The organism is Rhizobium sp. B21/90 (genome assembly GCF_019355815.1).
In the GTDB taxonomy this organism is placed as follows: domain Bacteria; phylum Pseudomonadota; class Alphaproteobacteria; order Rhizobiales; family Rhizobiaceae; genus Rhizobium; species Rhizobium rhododendri.
This window is the reverse complement of sequence record NZ_CP072162.1, coordinates 3,213,277-3,232,158: the sequence shown is the minus strand read 5'-3', so window position 1 is coordinate 3,232,158 and position 18,882 is coordinate 3,213,277. Positions and strand designations below refer to the sequence as shown.

At 62.1% G+C, this 18,882-nt stretch carries 16 protein-coding genes; 11 read left to right on the top strand and 5 right to left on the bottom strand.

Going from position 1 to position 18,882, the window contains the following annotated elements; translation table 11 throughout:
• Positions 1-3: 3 nt before the first annotated feature.
• Positions 4-564, top strand: coding sequence for a 16S rRNA (guanine(966)-N(2))-methyltransferase RsmD (rsmD, locus tag J5278_RS15660; protein ID WP_209182936.1), 561 nt, complete (start codon positions 4-6; stop codon positions 562-564).
• Between the two features lie 3 nt (positions 565-567).
• Complete coding sequence (locus tag J5278_RS15655; RefSeq protein ID WP_374108240.1) at positions 568-1,446, top strand: patatin-like phospholipase family protein; 879 nt, start codon at positions 568-570, stop codon at positions 1,444-1,446.
• On the opposite strand, the gene J5278_RS15650 is transcribed toward J5278_RS15655, so the two are convergent.
• Positions 1,443-3,248: a monovalent cation:proton antiporter-2 (CPA2) family protein gene (locus J5278_RS15650; RefSeq protein WP_209182937.1), complete on the bottom strand. Its 1,806-nt coding sequence runs from the start codon at positions 3,246-3,248 to the stop codon at positions 1,443-1,445. The two genes, J5278_RS15655 and J5278_RS15650, sit on opposite strands and share 4 nt — an antisense overlap.
• 119 nt (positions 3,249-3,367) lie before the next feature.
• Between J5278_RS15650 and J5278_RS15645 the strand changes: the two genes are divergently transcribed.
• From J5278_RS15645 to lpxK, 6 genes are all read left to right on the top strand, one after another.
• The gene (locus J5278_RS15645) at positions 3,368-4,714 is read left to right on the top strand and encodes a TldD/PmbA family protein (RefSeq protein ID WP_209182938.1); all 1,347 of its coding nucleotides are present in this window, start codon (positions 3,368-3,370) and stop codon (positions 4,712-4,714) included.
• A gap of 98 nt (positions 4,715-4,812) precedes the next feature.
• A complete protein-coding gene (locus tag J5278_RS15640) occupies positions 4,813-5,622 on the top strand; it encodes a 3'(2'),5'-bisphosphate nucleotidase CysQ (protein WP_209182939.1) in 810 nt (269 codons plus the stop codon).
• A 59-nt stretch (positions 5,623-5,681) separates the two neighbouring features.
• Complete coding sequence (locus J5278_RS15635) at positions 5,682-5,933, top strand: DUF4170 domain-containing protein (RefSeq protein ID WP_111217599.1); 252 nt, start codon at positions 5,682-5,684, stop codon at positions 5,931-5,933.
• A 162-nt stretch (positions 5,934-6,095) separates the two neighbouring features.
• Positions 6,096-7,415: a lipid IV(A) 3-deoxy-D-manno-octulosonic acid transferase gene (gene waaA / locus J5278_RS15630; protein ID WP_142824117.1), complete on the top strand. Its 1,320-nt coding sequence runs from the start codon at positions 6,096-6,098 to the stop codon at positions 7,413-7,415.
• A 25-nt stretch (positions 7,416-7,440) separates the two neighbouring features.
• Positions 7,441-8,157 (top strand): HAD family hydrolase, encoded by a 717-nt coding sequence (locus tag J5278_RS15625; RefSeq protein WP_209183017.1) that lies wholly within the window; start codon positions 7,441-7,443, stop codon positions 8,155-8,157.
• 58 nt (positions 8,158-8,215) lie between these two features.
• On the top strand, positions 8,216-9,265 hold the full coding sequence (lpxK, locus tag J5278_RS15620; protein ID WP_209182940.1) for a tetraacyldisaccharide 4'-kinase: 1,050 nt from the start codon (positions 8,216-8,218) through the stop codon (positions 9,263-9,265).
• Here the strand turns inward: lpxK and J5278_RS15615 are convergent.
• Entirely contained in the window at positions 9,262-9,492 is a 231-nt protein-coding gene (locus tag J5278_RS15615; RefSeq protein WP_142824119.1) for a DUF2093 domain-containing protein, read from the bottom strand. The genes lpxK and J5278_RS15615 overlap by 4 nt on opposite strands.
• Positions 9,493-9,552: 60 nt before the next feature.
• Positions 9,553-11,367 (bottom strand): DNA mismatch repair endonuclease MutL, encoded by a 1,815-nt coding sequence (mutL, locus tag J5278_RS15610; protein WP_209182941.1) that lies wholly within the window; start codon positions 11,365-11,367, stop codon positions 9,553-9,555.
• 333 nt (positions 11,368-11,700) lie between these two features.
• Between mutL and J5278_RS15605 the strand changes: the two genes are divergently transcribed.
• The 3 genes from J5278_RS15605 (at position 11,701) to J5278_RS15595 (ending at position 17,081) form a co-directional block, all read left to right on the top strand.
• A complete protein-coding gene (locus J5278_RS15605) occupies positions 11,701-13,437 on the top strand; it encodes a response regulator (protein WP_209182942.1) in 1,737 nt (578 codons plus the stop codon).
• A gap of 111 nt (positions 13,438-13,548) precedes the next feature.
• Positions 13,549-14,904 carry a bifunctional diguanylate cyclase/phosphodiesterase gene (locus tag J5278_RS15600; RefSeq protein WP_209182943.1) on the top strand — a complete coding sequence of 452 codons (1,356 nt, stop codon included), beginning with the start codon at positions 13,549-13,551 and terminating at the stop codon, positions 14,902-14,904.
• A 131-nt stretch (positions 14,905-15,035) separates the two neighbouring features.
• Entirely contained in the window at positions 15,036-17,081 is a 2,046-nt protein-coding gene (locus J5278_RS15595; protein WP_209182944.1) for an NADH:flavin oxidoreductase, read from the top strand.
• Between the two features lie 73 nt (positions 17,082-17,154).
• On the opposite strand, the gene J5278_RS15590 is transcribed toward J5278_RS15595, so the two are convergent.
• A complete protein-coding gene (locus tag J5278_RS15590) occupies positions 17,155-17,712 on the bottom strand; it encodes a PRC-barrel domain-containing protein (RefSeq protein ID WP_209182945.1) in 558 nt (185 codons plus the stop codon).
• Between the two features lie 278 nt (positions 17,713-17,990).
• The gene (locus tag J5278_RS15585) at positions 17,991-18,878 is read right to left on the bottom strand and encodes an SMP-30/gluconolactonase/LRE family protein (RefSeq protein WP_209187337.1); all 888 of its coding nucleotides are present in this window, start codon (positions 18,876-18,878) and stop codon (positions 17,991-17,993) included.
• Positions 18,879-18,882 lie beyond the last annotated feature (4 nt).

Genomic DNA, 18,882 nt, shown 5'->3' with positions numbered 1-18,882 from the left:
ACGGTGAGGATTGTCGGCGGAGAGTTTCGCGGTCGGTCTCTAGCCGTGCCCAAGTCCAACGCGATCCGGCCAACGGCTGACCGGACGCGCGAGAGCCTGTTCAATATCCTGAGCCACGCCTATCCCGAGGCGATCGACGCGACGCGCATGATGGACCTCTTCGCCGGTACCGGCGCGGTCGGCCTCGAGGGTGCCTCGCGCGGCTGCCGTCACGTGCTGTTTGTCGAAAGCAGCGTCGAGGGGCGCGGCCTCCTTTGGGAAAATATCGATGCGCTCGGCCTGCACGGCCGAACGCGGATGCTGCGCCGCGACGCCACCGATCTCGGCAGCGTCGGCAATCTCGAGCCGTTCGACTTCCTGTTCGCGGATCCACCTTATGGCCATGGCCTCGGCGAGAAAGCCTTTGCGGCGGCAGCAGATGGCGGCTGGCTAGTGCCGGGTGCTCTTGCGATCCTCGAAGAGCGTGCCGATATCGTCGTCAATGTGCCGCCTGCCTATATGTTGCTGGAGGTGAGGACCTTCGGTGACAGCAAGATGCATTTTTTCCGCTACCAGCCGGTTTGAGTTATGAATACGATCACCAGACTGGGTGATGAGATCACCGACACCATGGACACCTACAGATCGTCTCTGCCATCCGTGGCCGTATCCTTCGGCGGCGGCGGTGCACGTGGGCTTGCCCATATCCACATCATCGAGGCGCTGGACGAACTCGGCATCCGGCCGGTCGCCATTTCCGGCTCGTCGATCGGCGCTATCATGGGTGCAGGCATGGCGTCTGGCATGAGCGGGCTCGAGATCCGCGACCACGCTCTCTCCAGCATCGGCAACAGGAAGGCTGTCGCCAACCGGATCTGGGGTCTCAGGCCGAAGTCGGTACGCGGCCTGAAGATCGGGCAGTTCGATCTCGAGCGCGTGCTGCGGGCTTTTTTGCCGCATCAGGTGCCGGATAGTTTCGACGGTCTCCGCATTCCGATGAAGGTGATCGCTACCGATTATTATGGCCAGGCCGAGGTGGTCATCGAAGATGGCGATCTTATAGAGGCCTTGGCCGCTTCCGCCGCCATTCCGGCCGTTTTCATGCCCGTGCGGCGAAACGACCGCGTCATGATCGACGGCGGCATTATCAATCCAGTGCCTTACGAGCATCTGATGGATCTTGCCGATATCGTCATCGGCGTCGATGTTGTCGGCGCGCCGGATGGTGACGGTACTCATGTGCCGAACCGTATGGAAAGCCTGTTCGGCAGCGGCCAGTTGATGATGCAGACGGCGATTGCCCTGAAGCTCCGCCTGCGTCCGCCGCAGATCTTCCTGTGCCCCGCAGTCGGGCGTATCGGCGTTATGGATTTTCTCAAGGCTCGCGAAATCCTCGCCATGTCCGTCGGCATCAAGGACGAGCTGAAATATGCGCTCGACGAGATCCTGACCGCACGCCAGACCTAGAGACTCGCTGGCTCCGACAGATCGTCGCTGGCATCGATGACTTCGACCGACCGCTTTGGCTTGATCAGCGGTTCCGGCTTGACCGGCTTCGAAAACAGCATGTCGGCACCTGCCTGCGGACCTTCCGTCGTCTGCAGAATCAGCCGCTGCTCGTCGCGCCTGCGAATATCTTCCTGGATCGCCATTGCCTCCGCTTCACCGACTCCGAGTTCCTCAAGGGTCCGCCGGCCGAACAACAGACCTGATTCCAGCGTCTCACGCAGCTCGTAATCGACGCCCGCTTTTCGCAGCGCGATGGAGTGGATACGGTCGTAGCTGCGCACGAAAATCCGGGCATGGGAATATTCAGCCTGCACCAGTTCGACGATCTTGTCGGTGATTTCCCGCGTGTGGGTGCAGATGACCACGATCTTGGCGCGGTCTATGCCGGCGGAGCGCAGCACGTCCTTGCGGGTTCCATCACCGAAATAGATGCGAAAACCGAAGGACGACGCCTGCCGGATGCGGTCGGCGGAAAAGTCGATCACCGTCACCTCGCGGCCTCCGGCAAGCAGGATCTGTGCGGCGATCTGGCCGAAGCGCGAAAAGCCGATCATCAGCACGTCGGCACCGGCGCCCTCGAAATTCTCGTCGATCTCTTCATGCGCATCGCCTGACATCAGTCGCTTCGAGAGCGCCACGGCAAGGGGCGTCAGCGCCATCGACAGCGTGACGATGGCGATCAGCAACGAGGCGGTGCTGTCGGAAAGCAGTCCGCCGGTGGACGCGGCTGTGCTGAACAGAACGAAGCCGAATTCGCCGCCCTGGGGCAGCAGCAGAGCGATGCGGATGGCGTCGTTATGCGACGAGCCCGATATCCGGCAGAGGGCATAGATGACAAGCGCCTTGACCGCCAGCAACACCGGCACGGCCATGAGTATGAAAAATGCGTGATCGTAAATCACCTGAAGCTGCAGCGACAGGCCGACGGCAATGAAGAAAATCGCCAGCAGCACGCCGCGAAACGGTTCGATATCCGCCTCCAGCTCGTGCCTGTACGAGGATTCTGCCAGCATCACCCCGGAGAGGAAAGCGCCCATTGCCATCGACAGCCCCGCCATTTGCATCAGCGTGGCCGAGCCCAGCACGACGAACAGTGCTGCTGCGATCATCGCCTCGCGGGCGCCGGTCCGGCCGATCACCTGGAACAGCGGCGTCAGCAGGTAGCGGCCGACCACGATCATGCCGGCTACCGCGCCTATGGCGATGGCAAGATCGGTCAGGGGATGGGCTTCCTGCTTCGGCCCGTCGAGCACAGTGATCAGTGCCAGCAGCGGCACGATGGCGAGATCCTGGAACAGCAGCATCGAGAAGGATCGCTGACCGTAACGGGTATTGATATCGCTCTGGTCGTCGAGGATCTGCATCGCGAAGGCGGTGGACGACAGCGCCAGGCCGAAGCCGGCAATGACACTGCCGCGCCAGTCGACCATGCCCGTAAGCCATGCGGCGAGCGTAAGGGCCATGCCGGTGAAAATGACCTGGGCGCTTCCGAGGCCGAAGATATCCCTGCGCATCTGCCAGAGCCTGGTCGGCTTCAGTTCGAGGCCGATGATGAACAGCAGGAATACGACGCCAAGCTCGGCTACGCCGAGAACAGCTTCGCCGTCGCTGATGCCATGCAATACGGGGCCGATGACGACGCCGGCCGCCAGGTAGCCGAGCACCGTACCCAATCCAAGCTTCTTGAAGATCGGCGCTGTAACGACGGTACCGCCGAGCAGCAACAGCGTTTCGGTGAAGAAGGCGTTGGGGGCTGACATGGTCTGTATCTTTCCGTAGGTAGGCAGTGCATATGCTGTCGAGCCCCAAGAATCGACACGCTCGGCCTTGATGCTTTCGGTACTGCACAATAAATGGAAGACGAAGGAAAGGCCAACTCATGTCCTCTGAAATCGATTCCGCAACACTACTTTCCCGCGCCGGCCAACTGATAGATCTCGCCCGCAAGGCCGGTGCCGATGCCGCCGATGCGGTCGTCGTGCGTTCCCGCTCGCAATCGGTGAGTGTGCGCCTCGGCAAGGTCGAAGGCACCGAGTCCTCCGAGAGCGATGACTTCTCGTTGCGTGTCTTCGTCGGCAACCGGGTCGCCAACGTCTCGGCCAATCCGGGTTTCGATCTCCAGGTTCTGGCCGAACGCGCCGTTGCCATGGCGAAGGTGTCTCCGGAAGATCCGTTTGCGTGTCTCGCGGACGACGACAAGCTGGCCCGCAACTACCCCGATCTCGATCTCTACGACCCGACCGAAGTCTCCACCGACCAGCTGCGTGAAGCCGCGCTGGCGATGGAGGAGGCAGGGCTTGCCGTCAAGGGCGTCAGCAAGTCCTCCGGCTCCGGCGCATCGGCCGGCATGGGCGGCATGGTGCTGGTGACCTCCCGCGGCTTCGAAGGTGCCTACATGGGCTCGCGGTTCGGCCGATCCGTCAGCGTCATCGCCGGCGAAGGCACGGGCATGGAGCGCGACTACGATTTCGACAGCCGTCTCTACTTTGCCGATCTGGATTCCGCCGAGGACATCGGCCGCCGCGCCGGAGAGCGGGTGGTCAAGCGCATCAATCCGCGCCAGGTTCCGACCGGCAAGAATGTCACCGTGGTCTTCGACCCCCGCGTCGCCCGCAGCTTCGTCGGACACATCGGCGGCGCCATCAACGGCTCCTCGGTCGCCCGCAAGTCGAGCTTCCTGCGCGACAAGATGGGCCAGCAGGTGCTGAAATCCGGAATGTCCATCACCGACGATCCACTCATCGTCCGCGGCTCCGCCTCGCGTCCTTTCGATGGCGAAGGCGTCAGCGGCCAGCGTCTGGTGATGATCGAGGATGGCGTGCTCAAGCACTGGTTCCTGTCGACATCGACCGGCCGGGAAATCGGCATGCCGACAAACGGCCGTGGCGTTCGCGGCGGCACAACCGTTACGCCATCGTCCACCAATCTTGCGCTAGAGCCCGGCGAGATGTCGCCGGAAGAGCTGATCAAGAGCGTCAAGGACGGGTTCTACGTCACCGAACTGATCGGCCAGGGCGTCAACATGATCACTGGCGAATACAGCCGTGGCGCAACAGGTTTCTGGATCGAGAACGGCGAACTGACATTTGCAGTGTCGGAGGTGACCATTGCCTCCAATCTCAAGGACATGTTCATGCGCTTCACGCCGGCCAACGATATCGACCGGAGCTTCAGCACCGCAGCGCCGACCATAGCCATCGAAGGCATGACGCTGGCCGGCCTCTAAAGTGCCTGTGTTTGGAAGTGCATAAAAACAAAGAGATAGAGCATTTTTGCGTTTCCGTGAAACGCTGAAATGCCCTAGGGCGTTACGGGAACAATAGCATGGCCGAGAGCGCAACGTTCAGCTCGCAAAGTGACCTGGACCTGATTGTCCAGGCGGCCCAGGAGGCCGGCGAAGTGGCACTCGGCTTCTTCCAGCAGTCTCCGGAAGTCTGGTGGAAAAATGGTGGGCAATCGCCCGTCAGCGCCGCGGACTATGCCGCCAACGATGTGCTTTCCAGAGTGCTGCAGGCGGCCCGGCCGGATTACGGCTGGCTCTCCGAAGAGACCGACGACGCATCCGATCGCCTCCAGCGCCGCACGTTGTTCGTCGTCGATCCGATCGACGGGACGCGCGGGTTTCTGGCTGGCTCGGAGATCTGGTGCATCAGTGTCGCCGTCGTTACCGACGGGCGCCCTGTTGCCGGCGTTCTGTTTGCGCCAGCGCTCCGCGAACTCTATGTCGCCGGGCTCGAAGGGCCTGCGCTCAAGAACGGCAATATACTCAAGGTGTCCGAGCCAAGAGCCGGCGATGTCCATCGGCTGGCAACTGCTGAAGACATGATTGCTGGCTTTGGCGCGGCGTTCCGCAGCACCGTGCAGCGCGTGAAGCACATCCCATCGCTTGCCTACCGCCTCGCCATGGTGGCCGACGGAAGGCTGGAAGGTACATTGGTCAAGCGCGATTCCCATGACTGGGATCTGGCCGCAGCCGACCTGATCCTGCAGCGTGCCGGGGGGCAGCTTGTCGACCTTGCCGGCGACCTGCTCGTCTACAACAAGGCTGTGGTAAAGCATGCCGAACTTTGTGGTGCCGGAGAGGCCCTGATGCCGGAATTCCTGCATCAGCTTGCCTCCCGACGAGACGGTTGACCTTTCACCCAAAATCGCTCAGATGAGCGTTGGGGGAGCGATAGGAAAGAAAGACAGATATGACTGACTCCAGCGCTAAAAAGCAGCTTCTGCATCTCGTTTTCGGCGGCGAGCTCGAAAATCTCAACGACGTGAATTTCCGTGATCTGAGCGGCCTCGACATCGTCGGTATTTTCCCCGATTATGCCAGCGCGCACATGGCCTGGAAGGCCAAGGCTCAGCAGACTGTCGATAACGCTCATATGCGATATTTCATCGTTCACATGCATCGCCTGCTCGATCCGCAGGATTCGGCCTCTCCCAAAGGCTGATTGCGGAAACCATTGATACAGCCGTGATTGTCGCGGGTCGGTCATAAATTTGCCAAGCATCTGGTTTTACTGCTCTTTTCGAGCTGAAACTTTATTTAGTCCAGTCGCAACAGTTTGGGTTTTGGCATTGATGACGATCACCACGGATCGGAGGCTTCTGCGATGAGCAGCTTTAGGGCGCGTATGGCGCTGAAAGCCTATCGTCTCGGCGGCGTCGCGATCTCGCCACTGATGACGCCCTACCTTGCGCTGCGTGCGACCAACGGCAAGGAAGACAAGGCAAGGCGTGGCGAGCGCTTCGGCTATGCCAGCGCCAACCGCCCGCAGGGTCCTCTGATCTGGTTCCATGCCGCAAGCGTCGGCGAAACCTCGGCCGTCGTGCCGCTGATCCGCGAAATCCGCCAGCGAAACATCCACGTGCTGTTGACGACAGGTACAATGACGTCGGCGCAGGTGACCCGCGAGCGTCTCGGCAATGACGTCATTCACCAGTATGTCCCGCTCGACCTGAAGCCTGCCGTCGCCCGCTTCCTCGACTACTGGCAGCCGGATTGCAGCATCATCGCCGAATCCGAGATCTGGCCGACGACGATCGGTGAACTCGTGGCGCGGCGTATCCCGCAGATCCTCGTCAATGCCCGCATGTCGGACAAGTCCTTCAGCCGCTGGCAGCGCCATCCGTCGCTGGCTGCAGCGCTGCTGGAAAATATGGCACTGGTTCTGGCGCAATCGGATGTCGATGCGGAGCGTTTTCGCGACCTTGGTGCGCTGCAGGTGAGCACCTCCGGCAACCTCAAGGTTGATACCGACGCACCGCCCTATGATGCGGCGGTGCTGGCCGATTACATGCGGCAACTCGGCACCCGCAAGACCTGGGCTGCCGTCTCGACCTTTGAGGGAGAGGAGAATGCTGCCGCCGTCGTCCACCGCACCCTCAAGGCGCGCGACGATCTGCTGACGATCCTCGTCCCGCGGCATCCCGAACGTTGCGACGATATCGAGAAGATGCTGCTGGCACAGGGGCTGAAAGTTGCCCGCCGGACCCGCAACGATCCGCTGACCGCCGATGTCGATGTATTCCTCGGCGACACCATCGGCGAAATGGGCCTTTACCTTCGGATGACCGAGGTGGCTTTCGTCGGCCGCTCGCTTTTCGAGAACAAGGGTGGCCAGAACCCGATCGAGCCGGCAATGATGGGCTGTGCGATCCTGACAGGCGGCCACGTGCAGAATTTTCGCGAGTCCTACCAAAGGCTGGCGCGCAGCGGCAGCGCCCGCATGGTTCGCGACACAGAAATGCTGGCCAAGGGCGTCCACTACCTTTTGACCAACGACACCGCCCGCGCCACCATGATCGAGGCCGGCTTTACGGCGGTGCACGAGATGCGCGGCGCCCTGACGGCGACGATCAAGGGGCTCGAGCCCTATATCAATCCACTGACGCTCAAAGCCCGGCTGCTGCCGAAGGCCGCGCAGGCTTGAGGACTTCCTGGTGACTGACGAACGACTGGCCACCATCCGGGGCATCCTTTTTGACAAGGACGGCACGCTGCTCGACTACAACAAGAGCTGGCTGCCGGTGAACCGGCAACTGGCGCAGATCGCCGCCGGCGGCGAGGCCGCGCTGGCGGACCGATTGTTGCTTGCCTGCGGCATGGACCCTGTGTCCGGCCACGTCGTTCCAGACAGCCTGCTCGCAGCCGGCAACACCCGCCAGATTGCCGAAGGACTGGTCGCCGCCGGTTCGACCCTCGACCTCGACGATCTCACGCGCCAACTTGACGACCTGTTTTCCGGCGCTGCCCAGTTTGCCGTTCCGGTCACGGATCTCGCCGCCTTCTTCGGCCGTCTGAAGGCGAGAGGATACCGTCTTGGCGTCGCCTCCAGCGACAATCAGACTTCCATACGTGAAACTGCCCGGCATTTCGGGTTTCTCGACTGCCTCGATTTTATTGCCGGCTATGACAGCGGGTTCGGCGTCAAGCCTGAGCCCGGCATGGTGCTCGGCTTCTGCGAGGCCACAGGCCTGTCTCCGGGCGATGTAGCCATGGTCGGCGATAACAATCACGATCTCCACATGGGACGTAACGCCAGCGTCGGGCTCACCATCGGCGTCCTGACCGGCACCGGTTCGCCGGAAAGCCTTGCCGCCGCGGCAGACTATTGCCTCGATGACATCACGGGGCTCGAGCCGCTTCTGCCCGACGCCCTGATGTCGCGCTAACCGCTTGCATTCAAGCGCAAACTGCCATCTCTTTGCCGATAATCGAACAGGGGATCACATGGTATCGGAAGCACCGCCATTCTGGTGGACGAAGCCCGATTGGCGCGCGCGCCTGCTTTGGCCGGTGTCGTACCTCTATGGCCGCATCGCCGGCAAGCGCATGGCCAATGGCCGGCGAGCTTCCGTCCCGGTTCCAGTCATCTGCGTCGGCAATTTCACGGTCGGGGGCGCCGGCAAGACGCCGACTGCGCTCGCTCTAGCCCGTCAGGCAAAGGAAAAGGGGCTGAAACCCGGCTTCCTCAGTCGTGGCTATGGCGGCTCGGCGCGTGGCATCACCGTCGTCGACCCGGATAAACACACGGCTGTGGTAGTCGGCGATGAGCCGCTGCTTCTTGCGCGCGAAGCCCTGACGGTGATTTCACGGCGACGCATCGAAGGAGCCCGTCGCCTGGTCGAAGAGGGCGCCGATCTCATCATCATGGACGACGGTTTCCAGAGCGCCCAACTCGCCATCGATTATGCGCTGCTGGTGATCGATGCCAACAGCGGCATCGGCAATGGACATATCGTACCCGGAGGACCGTTGCGCGCGCCCCTTGGCGAACAGCTCCGGCATACGTCCGGGCTGCTCAAGGTCGGCAGCGGCAAGGCTGCCGATGCGGTGGTGCGGATGGCAGCTCGCGCCGGCAAGCCGTTTTTCACCGCCGTCCTGAAGGTGCGGGGGCAGGAGGGTTTGGCCGGCCAGAGCGTACTGGCCTTCGCCGGTATCGCTGACCCGCAGAAGTTCTTCCGCACAGTCGAATCCACCGGTGCCACAATCGTCGTCCATCGGCCTTTCGGAGACCACCAGCACTTAAGCGATGCGGCAATTACCGATGTTCTCGACACGGCAAGACGCCACGACCTGAAGATCGTCACGACATCGAAGGATTATGTGCGTTTGCTTGGCAGATCCGGCGCTGCGCAACAACTGGTTGCCGAGAGCCTTGTCATTGAGGTCGAGATGACCTTTTCGGACCACCGCGCCGCGGATCTCATCATCGACAACGCCCTCGCAGGCTGCCGTAGCCGGAGGCTCGCGGCAGGCACCTCCGGGACCAAGGGCTAGCGACGCTGGTTGGGCAGGATACCGGCGCGCTTGTCGGCCTCAAACGAGGCGATGGCGTCGGCATAGGGTTCCTGGCGGGCAACGCTCCAGTAGCGGAGTTCGTCGAGCGGAATGCGCTGTCCGGTCATAGCGCAGATAACATGGGAGCCGGGCGCCAGCAGCTGGAAGTCGCCGTCGAGATAGCGCACCTTCGCTTCGCGGTTTCCGCTTCCCTCTAAAAGGTTCATTTCCGTCGTTCTCCTGCCATCGCCTGCCTTAGCGCGGCGGCGGGCATATTTCCAGCTTTTTCAGCTCCGGCCGAACAGCCGCTCGATATCGCTGAGCTTGAGCTCGATATAGGTCGGTCGCCCGTGGTTGCATTGGCCGGATCCGGGCGTTGCTTCCATCTGCCGCAACAGCGCGTTCATCTCCTCCGGGCGCAGTTGCCGTCCGGAACGCACCGAGCCATGACAGGCCATGGTCGCCGCGACATATTCCAGCTTTGCGCCCAGCAGCGATGACGTATCCCATTCGGCAATCTCGTCGGCGAGCTGGCGGATCATTCCCTGCGCATCGACCTCGCCCAGCATCGCCGGCGTTTCGCGCACTGCGATTGCTCCCGGTCCGAAGCGCTCGATGGCAAGTCCCAGATTGCCGAAGCTTTCGGCATGCACCATCAGCCGGTCGCAATCCTCTTCCGGCAGATCGATGATTTCGGGGATCAGCAGCACTTGAGACGGCATGCGCCTGGAATGCAGCGCCTTGCGCATTTCCTCGAACACCAGCCGTTCATGGGCCGCGTGCTGGTCGACGATGACCAGTCCATCTTCCGTCTGTGCGACGATGTAGTTCGCATGGATCTGCGCCCGGGCCGCGCCGAGGCGGTGCTGTGGCTGTGGTGCATCCGGCTGGAGGCCGGCATGGCCTCTGTCTACGCGCGCCGCCGGGGCCGATAGGTCCTCGAATGTTGCCTGCGCCGGTTCGCCGAAGCCGCTTGCCACCAACGTTGCATCGTATGGGCGCGATGGCGAAGTCTGTGGTGACCACGGTGTTGAAGGCGGGGAGGGGCGCCACGCCGCCTGGGCGCCGCCCCGGAAAGAGCGGAGCATGCTGTCGGCGCCGGTGGTTGCGGCCCGGTCGCCATCGCGCGACAACGCCTCGCGAATGGACCCGACGATCAGTCCGCGCACGAGGCCGGGATCGCGGAACCGCACATCGGATTTCGCCGGGTGGACGTTGACGTCGACCAGCGCCGGATCGATGCTGATCGACAGCACCGCCACCGGATAGCGCCCCGACGGAATTGTCTCGGCATAGGCGCCGCGGATCGCCGAGAGGATCTGCTTGTCCTGCACCGGTCGGCCATTGACGAAGGCGTACTGATGCGCTGCGTTGCCACGATTGAAGGTCGGCACACCGGCATAGCCCTTCAGACCGACGTCCTCGCGCTCGGCATCCAGCGCAATGGCATTGTGCTTGAAGTCCTCGCCGAGCACCTGCGCCATGCGCGCCAGCCTGTCGTCGCCGGTTGCGGCAAACTCCAGTGTCGAGCGGTCGGAGCCCGAGAGCACGAAGCGCACATGCGGAAAAGCGATGGCCATCCGCTTCACGACTTCGGTGATAGCTGCTGCCTCGGCACGTTCCGTCTTCAGGAATTTCAGGCGGGCGGGCGTTGCGAAAAAGAGGTCGCGGACCTCGACGATGGTACCGGGATTGGCGGCTGCCGGCCGCAGGTGCAGCAGCCTGCCGCCGGCGACGGCGATTTCGGCGCCGTCCGCGCCATCCGCCCTGCGGCTCGAAATCGACAAGCGCGCCACCGAGCCGATCGAGGGCAACGCTTCGCCGCGAAAGCCGAGGGTGCGGATGTTGTCGAGCGTATCCGATATCTTCGAGGTGCAGTGTCGGCGTACGGCAAGTTCGAGATCGTCCCGGTCCATGCCGCTGCCGTTGTCGCTGACCCGCAGCAGTGCCTTGCCGCCACCGGCAGTGGCGATCTCGATACGCGTTGCGCCGGCATCCAGTGCGTTTTCGATGAGTTCCTTGACCGCACTCGACGGCCGCTCGATGACTTCGCCGGCGGCGATCTGGTTCACCAGGGTTTCGGAAAGCTGCTTGATGTTCATGGCAGCATTTTCCCGGATTCTTGACCCCGTGGAAAGGAGAAACTGTCCGCTCAGGGCGCCGTCCACCTTATTCCGCGACGCAACATGTTCGCATCGCCATTAATCGGACCTTAATACTAAAAAGGCAGATTTCCGTTATTGTTTGAAATGATTGCAGGCGGTGCATCGCACCTGATCTCGGCGCGTGATGGCCAGCTGGAAACCGTCACATATACTGGCCGGCATCCGTCTGTTTCAAACAGCTTGCCAGCATGCTTACCGCAATTCGGCGCCGGCCAGACCGTGCCCGCCTGAGGGCCTCTCAGTGATCGATGCCATAGGGGAATCGGACGAATGACTGCCGAGTTTGAGAAGGCAGTGCTCTCCGTCAATGACGATGCGCCTGCCGATGGCACGCTGCAGACGGCGCTTTTCGATGCGATTTGCGAGGGGCTGCAGTCCGCATTCTTCGTCTACGATAAAAACGATACGCTGCTCTTTGCCAGCCGCCAGGTTCTGAATTTCTACCCGATTTCCGAGCACCTGTTGCGGCCGCAAACCCGACTGCGCGACTTCCTCGGTGCCGTCTTCGACACCGGTATCCGCCAGCGCGACATTGCCGGCAAGCGACCCGTTCCGAGCAGCCGCGAGGACTGGCTGTCTCAGACGATCGCCACCCACTGGCGCGAACGGTACGAATTCACCGAGCGCCATGGCGCCGATCGCTGGGTACGCTTTACCAAGCGCCGGCTCTCCAGCGGCTACGGTGTCTGCATCATCACCGATATTTCCGAGACCCGCAAACGCGAGGAGCAGTGGCGGGCGGACCTCGAGCGCGTTCAGCTCACCGAGGATATCCTCGACAACCTGCCCTTTCCGCTGTTCGTGAAGGACAGGGACCTGACCTACGTCGCCGTCAACAAGGCGCTCTGCGACAAATACCAGAAGTCCGCCGACGAGATCCTCGGGCGCAAGAGCAGCGACCTGTTTTCCACCGATGTCGCCCAGCGGTTCGGTGAAAGCGACCAGCATGTGATCGACACCGGTGACCTGTCGATTTCGCGCCAGCGGCAGATCGATCGCAGCGGCATGGAGCGGGACATCGTCACGCGCAAGCTCCGGATCGGCAAGCCCGGCCGCTATTTTCTCGTCGCCACGATGCAGGATTTGCCGACCGACGGCGGCGATTTCGACGAGTTCGGCCTTGCGTCCGCCATCACCGAATCCGGCGACCGCAGCTATCGGCGGGCCTATGTCCCGGTCGAGACGCTGCAGGCAGCCCTGCACAGACTGCCCGCCATGGAAACGTTCACCCCTGAAACGTTCAACGGTCAGAAGATACTCCTCGTTACCAACGATCTTGCGGCTGAATCGACGGCCCTGAAGATGCTTGCCAAATACGGGTTCGAGGCTTGCGTGGTGCGCAGTGAGGGCGAGGAGGCGGCGTTTCTCGATTTTGCAAGCTCGCTCGGTGTTCGAATCGATCTGGTCGTCATCGACAACCAGATCGGCGTGCGCGGCATGGAGCTGGCCGAACGCCAGAATATCGCGGCCCTCTGCCTCGACGGCGCGCAACTCGCCAACGAATTGACCTTCCGGATTGCCCGGTATTTCAACCGCAACATGCGCGGCAAGAGGCTCGCGCCGAAACATCCCGATGAAAAAATCTGGCCGATCTCGATCAGCACGGAAGACAACAGCTGCGAGATTCTGGTCGCTGAAGACAATGCCATCAACAAGATCGTCTTTTCGCAGATCCTCGAAGGCCTCGGCTATAGCTACAAGATCGCTTCCACCGGCGATGAGGCGGTGAGGATGTGGACCGAATACCGTCCCCAGCTGATGCTGATGGACATCACGCTGCCCGGCCTCAACGGGTTCGAGGCAACCAGGCTGATCAGGGAGGTCGAGGCAGGTTCGGCCAGTCGAACACCGATCGTCGGCGTCCTGACCCAGGCGCTCGACCAGGATCGCGATGCGTGCTTTGCATCCGGCATGGACGACGTCATCCTGAAACCCGTGAGCCCCGACATGCTGCAACTGGTGTTCCTCAAGCATCTCGGCAACGCACAGGCCCGCGAAACTGCTTAGCCACAAGCGCGCGCAGCCTCTCCCGCCCGGTCTCGCCAGGGCGTCGCTATCCATTTTTTAAGACTTAGCCGGCATTCTGCCTCATGGGTGGGAGACGTGTCGGAATTGCAGATGAAATCACCGGATTTGCCGCCCTTGCCCGTTAGCCAGACTGAGCTGCAGGCCATGGCATATACCGATCCGTTGACCGGGTTGGGCAATCGGTATCGCATGCGCGACCGCGTACGGCTGCTCGCGGAAGAGCGTGCCAGCGATCCTGCGCCCTTTACAATCGCCATTGCCAACCTGGATGCCTTCAAGCCGATCAACGACTTGTTCGGCGCAGAAGCCGGCGACGAAATCCTCTGCCAAGTCGCCCACCGTCTCAAGGCATGCATTCCTGATGGCGCAACCGTGACCCGTCACGATGGCGACGAATTCGCCTTCGTCCTGCCGCTGGTGTTCGAGCGTGTCGGCGGCGAGAAATTCGGCCAGATGATCCGCGAGGTGCTTTCCGCGCCCTACGACCTCGGCGACCGCAATGTCCGCCTCTCGGCGTCCTTTGGTCTTGCCATACACCCCTTTGCCGGCGACAACTTCGATGCCCTGCTGAAAAGCGCAGAGACCGCCCTTTACCGGTCGAAGCGTCGGGGTCGCGGCCAGATCACGGTCTATTCCAATGAAATCGCCGAGGAGATGAAGCGGGCGACGCAGCTGGAGCAGGCCCTGCGAAACGCCATCATCTCCGACGCCATCGATGTTCACTTCCAGCCGATCGTTTCGCTTGCCAACGACACCGTGGTCGGCTTCGAAGCGCTCGCCCGCTGGAGCGATCCGGATCTCGGCTTCGTTTCTCCGGCCGTCTTTGTGCCGCTGGCCGAGGAGCGCGGCTTTATCGATGCTCTCTCCGAGACCTTGCTGCGCAAGGCTGCGGAGGCAGCACTCGCCTGGCCGCGCGAATTGTTCCTGTCGTTCAACCTTTCGTCGGCGCAGCTGATGGATCCGGGAACCTCCAGCAGCGTGCTGGCAATTCTTGCGCGCGTCGGCTTTGACCCGCGCCGGCTCGAGCTGGAAATCACCGAGACCGCAGTCATGACATCTGCCGAGACGGCCCACCAGATCATCACCGACCTGCGCGCCGCCGGTGTCCGCATCTCGCTCGACGATTTCGGCACGGGTCAATCCAGCCTTGGCCGGCTGCGCGAGTTCATTTTCGACAAGGTCAAGATCGATCGCGCCTTCGTCTCGCGCATCAACAGCGACCGCGCATCCGAACATATCATCAAGGCCATTCTCGCCATGTGCGAAGGGCTGGACCTCGAGGTGGTGGCCGAAGGCATCGAGGACAGCGACGAGGCCGAAAAGCTGCGTTCCCTCGGCTGCGGCATGGGGCAGGGCTATTTCTACGGCAGGCCCGTCGATGGCGCCGCCACGCTGCGTTATCTGCACGAACGCTATTACGCGCTGAGCGATCACGCCAACGCCTGACACTCCAGGGTGTCTGTTTCGATCGCGCCGCTGCGCGACCACCGCGCGCCGCCGATAGGCCTCGCATTCTGCATCCAGCTCGGCAATGATGTCTGTCATGACGAACCCTTGGCATGCAGAGAAGACATATCATGGCCGAACCGACTGACCCCCTGCTGCAACCCTATCAGCTGAAGCATCTGACGCTCAAAAACCGCATCATGTCGACGGCCCACGAGCCGGCCTATTCCGAAGGTGGAATGCCCACCGACCGCTATCGCCTGTACCACCGCGAAAAAGCCAAGGGCGGTATCGCACTGACGATGACCGCGGGCTCTGCCGTGGTCTCGCCCGACTCGCCGCCGGCATTCGGCAACCTGCACGCCTACAAGGACGAAATTGTTCCGTGGCTGAAGGCGCTCACTGACGACTGTCATGAGTTCGGGGCAGCTGTCATGATCCAGCTGACCCATCTCGGCCGGCGCACCGGCTGGAACAAGGGCGCCTGGCTGCCTGTACTGGCGCCGTCGGCGATCCGCGAGCCCGCCCATCGCGCCTTCCCGAAGGAAGCCGAAATCTGGGATATCGAGCGCATCGTCGCCGATTATGCGGCTGCGGCGGTGCGGATGCAGTCCTCCGGTCTTGATGGTATTGAGCTCGAGGCCTATGGCCATCTCATGGACGGCTTCTGGTCACCGGCCACCAACCACCGCGACGACGCGTTCGGCGGATCTCTCGAAAACCGCATGCGTTTTTCGACTATGGTCACGGAAGCGGTCCGCAAGGCCGTCGGGCCTGACTTCATCGTCGGCATCCGCCTGGTGGCCGACGAAGACTGGGAGAAGGGACTGTCTCGCGAGGAAGGCGTGGCCATCGCCAAGACGCTTGCCAGCGGCGGCCAGATCGATTTCCTGAACATCATCCGCGGCCATATAGACAGCGATGCTGCGCTGAACGAAGTCATCCCGATCCAGGGCATGCGCGCGTCGCCGCATCTCGATTTTGCCGGTGATATCCGGGCGGCTACCAAGTTCCCGGTATTCCACGCTGCCCGCATCGCCGATGTCGCCACGGCCCGCCATGCGATCGCCGAGGGCAAACTCGATATGGTCGGAATGACGCGGGCCCACATCGCCGATCCGCATATCATCAACAGGATCATGGCAGGCGAGGAGGCCCGCATCCGGCCCTGCGTCGGCGCCACCTACTGTCTCGACCGCATCTACGAAGGCGGCGAGGCGCTGTGCATCCACAACGCCGCCACCAGCCGCGAGGCAGAGATCGGCCATGACATTGCGAAAGCCGAAATTGCCCGCAAGGCCGTCGTAATCGGCGCCGGACCGGCCGGCCTCGAGGCGGCGCGCGTTCTAGCCGAACGCGGGCATCATGTCGACGTTCTCGAGGCAAGCGGGCAGGCGGGTGGGCAGATCAATCTCCTTGTCCGCAACTCCAGACGCAAGGAAATGATCGGCATCGTCGACTGGAGGCTGCAGGAGCTCGAGCGTCTCGGCGTCATGATCCACTACGACACCTATGCCTCGGCAGACGAGGTGCTGCCGTTTGCTCCGGACCTCGTGGTTGTCGCCACCGGTGGCATCGCCCAGTCGCCGGAGCTGGAGGCCGGTGACGAGCTGGTGACCTCGAGCTGGGATATTCTCGCCGGCGCCGTCAAGCCGGAGGGCAGCGTGCTGTTGTTCGACGACAACGGCGGCCATCCCGGCATGTCGGCTGCAGAGGTTATCGCCATCGCCGGCGCAGACCTCGAACTGGTCTCGCCGGAGCGCTTTTTTGCGCCGGAGATGGGCGGTATGAACCACGTCCCCTACGCCAGGATCTTCGCCGAGAAGAACGTCCGGGTGACGATCAACACGCGCCTCAAATCGGTGCGGCGCGAGGGAAATGGCCTTGTGGCCGTGCTGGGGTCGGATTATTCGGAAAAGACCCGGATCGAGCGCCGCGTGTCGCAAGTGGTGGTCGAACACGGGACCATGGCCAACGCCGAGCTTTACGATGAACTGAAGCCCTTGTCGCGAAACCTCGGAGCGATCGATTACGGTTCGCTGATCGCACGAAAGCAGCCCTTGCGGACGAGCAATCCCGAGGGCAGCTTCGACCTGATCCGCATCGGCGACGCAGTCTCCAGCCGCAACGTCCACGCCGCAATCTACGACGCTCTGCGATACTGTTCGCTGCTATGACGTCGCATAGCAAAACGGCGGCGTTTTCACGCCGCCGCCGATAATCTATCGTCTGCTATAACCCGCCGTCGGGTTACTTGGTGGTCGTGGAACCGTCAGCCGGAGCGGTCGTCCCGCCGGCCGGAGCCGTTGTTGCCGGTGTCGAAGACGACGATTCGGAGGACTGCATTGCCAGCGTCTTGAATTCCGGAGCCGACTTCAGCGTGTCGGCCGACTCGGATGTCGTCAGCTTGACGGTACCGTCGGTGTTCTGGGCGATCGAAATGTTGCTGATCGGAACTGCGACGTTCTTGGCGCCGATACCCAGGAACCCGCCGACGCCGACCACGGCCGCAACGATGCCGCCATTCTTCTGCATGATGAGGTCGCTCACCTTGCCGATGCTTTCATTGGCACCATTGTAGACGGACTGGCCGATATAGGTGTTGGCACTGACCTGATCGGGCGACTGCTGGGTGATGTAGGAACCCGTGGAAGTTGCAGCCGGCGCGTCTGTTGACGGTGCCGTTGCCATCGGTGTCGTGGTTGTCGAAGGTGTCGTTGAAGTCTGCGCGAAGGCGACTGGAGCAAAGACGGAGGCAGCTGCAAAGGTAGCGCCGGTAGCGACAGTGGTCATAAACTTGGTATTCATCGTCAATCTTCCTTTCGAGTGGATCGGTTGACCCCCGACATGGGCGGCGCCTGTCTCAGGCTCACCATCATCATGCCGGTTCTTATAGGAAATGGACGAATCTACGCTTTGTTCCTCGAAAAAACGGATGAAATTAGTGTTTTGCGGTAATCCTCAAGAAAGGCCGGAATGGCGCTTACTGGCGCAAAACGTCTGTCTGCGGGGCTTTCTCACCGCGTGCAAAAGGCGCCGGACAGTCGCCGGCGCCTTTCGAATTCCCGCAAATTAATCGCGATATATTAGAGAATGTAAGCCGGATCGAAGACGCCCTTGACCGTGATCCCGAGCTCCATGAGGGCACCAGCCTGCGGTTGTGTCGCCCGAGCCTCGTCATCGAGCCCTTCCCAGGCAGTCGTCACCACCAGGCGATCCGCATTGGGGCCGACGAAGGCCGGGCATGAGGGCTGCATGGCAGGCACGCGATGGCGCTCGATGCGCAAGCCATCCGGGCTGTAGCGATCGACGAAGCCCGATCCCCAGCGAGAGTTCCAGATGTAGCCGTCGGCATCGCAGACCGAACCGTCGATGCCGCCGATATCCTCCGAGCTGTCGACCAGCACCGTTGGCTCGCCGATGGGCAGGCCGGTCGCGGGGTCGACGAGGACACGCATCAGCCGGCTGATCCGCGTGTCGGTGTAATAGCCGAACGATCCGTCCGGCGAAAAGCAGATGGAGTTCGGGATGCTGATGCCATCGAATATCTTCGTCACCTTGCCTGCCGCAACGTGATAGATCGCGCCTGCCTGCATTTCCGCCCGCTTGCCCATGGTACCGATCCAAAGCGCGCCGGAAATATGCGTTCTGCCGTCGTTGGAGCGGTTTTCCGGCTTGTCCGCTTCGAGCGGCAGATAGAAGGTCAGGGCGCCGGTGGCGATGTCGCGGATGAACAGACCCTGTTCCGTTGCCAGCAGTTGCCTGTCCGCGTCGATACGCGCGAGGACGCTTGCCATCATCGGCAACTCGTGGACCTTCTTCCGGCCGCTGCCGAGCTGCAGTTCATGCAGTTCCTTGCCGAGAATGTTGAACCACCAGACCGTATCGGTCGCGGGATCGTAGGTCGGGCCTTCCCCAAGCACCGATGCGGTGTCGCACAGGATGTTGCCCTGGAATTCGTGAATGTCCGTCATGCCG

Excerpts from the sequence above, each read along its gene's own strand:
- J5278_RS15655 (WP_374108240.1), top strand. The coding sequence starts at position 568 with ATGAATACGATCACCAGACTGGGTGATGAGATCACCGACACCATGGAC.
- J5278_RS15650 (WP_209182937.1), bottom strand. The coding sequence starts at position 3,248 with ATGTCAGCCCCCAACGCCTTCTTCACCGAAACGCTGTTGCTGCTCGGC.
- J5278_RS15645 (WP_209182938.1), top strand. The coding sequence starts at position 3,368 with ATGTCCTCTGAAATCGATTCCGCAACACTACTTTCCCGCGCCGGCCAA.
- J5278_RS15640 (WP_209182939.1), top strand. The coding sequence starts at position 4,813 with ATGGCCGAGAGCGCAACGTTCAGCTCGCAAAGTGACCTGGACCTGATT.
- J5278_RS15635 (WP_111217599.1), top strand. The coding sequence starts at position 5,682 with ATGACTGACTCCAGCGCTAAAAAGCAGCTTCTGCATCTCGTTTTCGGC.
- waaA (WP_142824117.1), top strand. The coding sequence starts at position 6,096 with ATGAGCAGCTTTAGGGCGCGTATGGCGCTGAAAGCCTATCGTCTCGGC.
- lpxK (WP_209182940.1), top strand. The coding sequence starts at position 8,216 with ATGGTATCGGAAGCACCGCCATTCTGGTGGACGAAGCCCGATTGGCGC.
- J5278_RS15615 (WP_142824119.1), bottom strand. The coding sequence starts at position 9,492 with ATGAACCTTTTAGAGGGAAGCGGAAACCGCGAAGCGAAGGTGCGCTAT.
- mutL (WP_209182941.1), bottom strand. The coding sequence starts at position 11,367 with ATGAACATCAAGCAGCTTTCCGAAACCCTGGTGAACCAGATCGCCGCC.
- J5278_RS15605 (WP_209182942.1), top strand. The coding sequence starts at position 11,701 with ATGACTGCCGAGTTTGAGAAGGCAGTGCTCTCCGTCAATGACGATGCG.
- J5278_RS15600 (WP_209182943.1), top strand. The coding sequence starts at position 13,549 with ATGAAATCACCGGATTTGCCGCCCTTGCCCGTTAGCCAGACTGAGCTG.
- J5278_RS15595 (WP_209182944.1), top strand. The coding sequence starts at position 15,036 with ATGGCCGAACCGACTGACCCCCTGCTGCAACCCTATCAGCTGAAGCAT.
- J5278_RS15590 (WP_209182945.1), bottom strand. The coding sequence starts at position 17,712 with ATGAATACCAAGTTTATGACCACTGTCGCTACCGGCGCTACCTTTGCA.
- J5278_RS15585 (WP_209187337.1), bottom strand. The coding sequence starts at position 18,878 with ATGACGGACATTCACGAATTCCAGGGCAACATCCTGTGCGACACCGCA.